The 1,883-nt window shown below is 64.5% G+C and carries 2 protein-coding genes; one reads left to right on the top strand and one right to left on the bottom strand.

The genetic code is table 11. The features are described 5' to 3' along the window. Positions 1–417, top strand: a 417-nt coding sequence (locus G0Q01_RS24570; protein WP_164213947.1) for an AAA family ATPase, incomplete at its 5' end; no start/stop codon positions are given. Between the two features lie 60 nt (positions 418–477). On the opposite strand, the gene G0Q01_RS24565 is transcribed toward G0Q01_RS24570, so the two are convergent. Continuing rightward, a partial coding sequence (locus G0Q01_RS24565) for an IS66 family transposase (RefSeq protein WP_164213946.1) occupies positions 478–1,883 on the bottom strand: 1,406 nt, incomplete at its 5' end.

Raw genomic sequence — 1,883 nt, 5'->3', positions numbered from 1 at the left:
AAACCGGCACCGTCAAAAAACGTCACCGTCATCCACCTGCGATGTCGCTCAGCACTCAACTGCGATGTCGCGCCACAGACCGGAGACCCCAACCGCATCGCGTCTTCGCAGGGTTGGGTCTTCTTTGATCGCGGGCTGCTGGATGCGGCCATCGCGCTGGAACATGCAACCGGATTGGCGGCCATTGTCACCTTGTCGGGACACGCCCGCTTCCATCACCAGGTGTTTCTGACCCCGCCTTGGCCAGAAATCCCCCACAGGGACAGTGAACGCGGAAAAAGACCTCAAGGGCGGTATCGACGAATATCATCGGCTGATCGAGACTTTCGACTGGCTCGGATACGATCCGGTTATTCTGTCAAAGCTCGACGTGAAAGCGCGAGCCGATTTCATTCTGAGCGCTCGTGCTTGGCGTGACGGGTCTTGCCAAGCAATTGGGTCAGAGATCGGTAAGCGCTGTCACCGCGGCACGCCTGTTCAGCTTGACGGGTTGAAGTTCCATGGCAGGAGCTCGTCGATCCTGCTGGCGGGGTGACCGGCGGCGATGGCTTCGAGGGTCGCCTTGATGTAGGCGAAGGGCTCGACGCCGTTGATCTTCGCGGTGGCGATGAGGGAGGCGATGCGGGCCCAGGTGCGGCCACCCTCGTCGTGGCCGGCGAAGAGAGCATTCTTCCGCGTGAGCGCAATCGGGCGGATCAGGTTCTCGACGGCATTGGAGTCGATCTCGACGCGGCCGTCGTGGAGGAAGGTCTGCAGCCCGCCCCACTGGCGGTGGATGTAGGTCAGCTTCTCGCCAAGGCGCGACTTGGCCGAGATACGCAGGCGCTGTGCCTGCAGCCAATCACCGAACTCGGCCACGAGGGGCAGGCTGCGGCTCTGGCGGGCCGACAGGCGTTGGCCCGGGCCCATGCCGCGGATCTCGGCCTCGATGCGGTAGAGCTCGGCAATGCGGCGAAGCCCCTCGGCAGCGATCTCGGATCCATCCCGGTCGAAGACTTCCTTCAGCTTGCGGCGAGCGTGTGCCCAGCAGTGGGCAACCGTGATCGGCGCGCCGCCCTTGCGGGACGTGCGTGTGAGGCGGTCGTAACCGGTGTAGCCGTCGAGCTGGAGGGTGCCGTCGAAGCCCTGGAGGATCTGCTCTGCATGCGCCCCGGCGCGGCTGGGATGATAGGTGAACACGCCACCGGGCGGGTCTTCTCCGCCCCATCCGCGGTCATCTCGGGCAAGCGCCCAGAAGTATCCCGTCTTGGTTCGCCCTCGGCCTGGATCCAGCACCGGGGCCGTGGTCTCGTCCATGAACAGTTTGCCCGAGGATTTGAGATGCTCGGTTAGCCGATCGACCACGGGGCCAAGATGGAAGGCTGCAGTGCCGGCCCAGTCCGCCAGTGTGCTGCGGTCGACCTGGATGCCGGAGCGCGCCAGGATCTGGCTCTGCCTGTAAAATGGCAGGTGGTCCGCGAACTTCGAGACCAACACATGTGCAATGGCACCCTCAGTTGGAAGACCGCCTTCAATCAGCCAGGGCGCGGCAGGTGCCTGAGTGACGCCATCCGAACAGATGCGGCAGGCATACTTCGGCCGGATGTCGACCAGCACGCGGAGCTGCGCAGGCACGATGTCCAGGCGCTCGGTGCGGTCCTCGCCGATCCGGTGCATCCGGCCGCAACCGCAGGGGCAATCGAGGCTGGTCGGCTCGAGGACCCGTTCGATACGCGGCAAACCCGCGGGCAAATGGCCAAGGTTGCGCTGACGCGTCCGGCGCGGCGTCGTGGTAGAGGGCGCGGCCTGCTCCTTGCGGGTCTCGACTGTCAACGCCGTCTTAATTTTCCCCAAAAGCGCCGAAGTAAAATTCCCCACTACGGCGGTCGCGGCGATCAGCCGGC

This window comes from Salipiger sp. PrR007, from assembly GCF_010499845.1.
Lineage (GTDB): Bacteria > Pseudomonadota > Alphaproteobacteria > Rhodobacterales > Rhodobacteraceae > Salipiger > Salipiger pacificus_A.
This window is presented reverse-complemented; position numbering and strand designations above follow the sequence as displayed.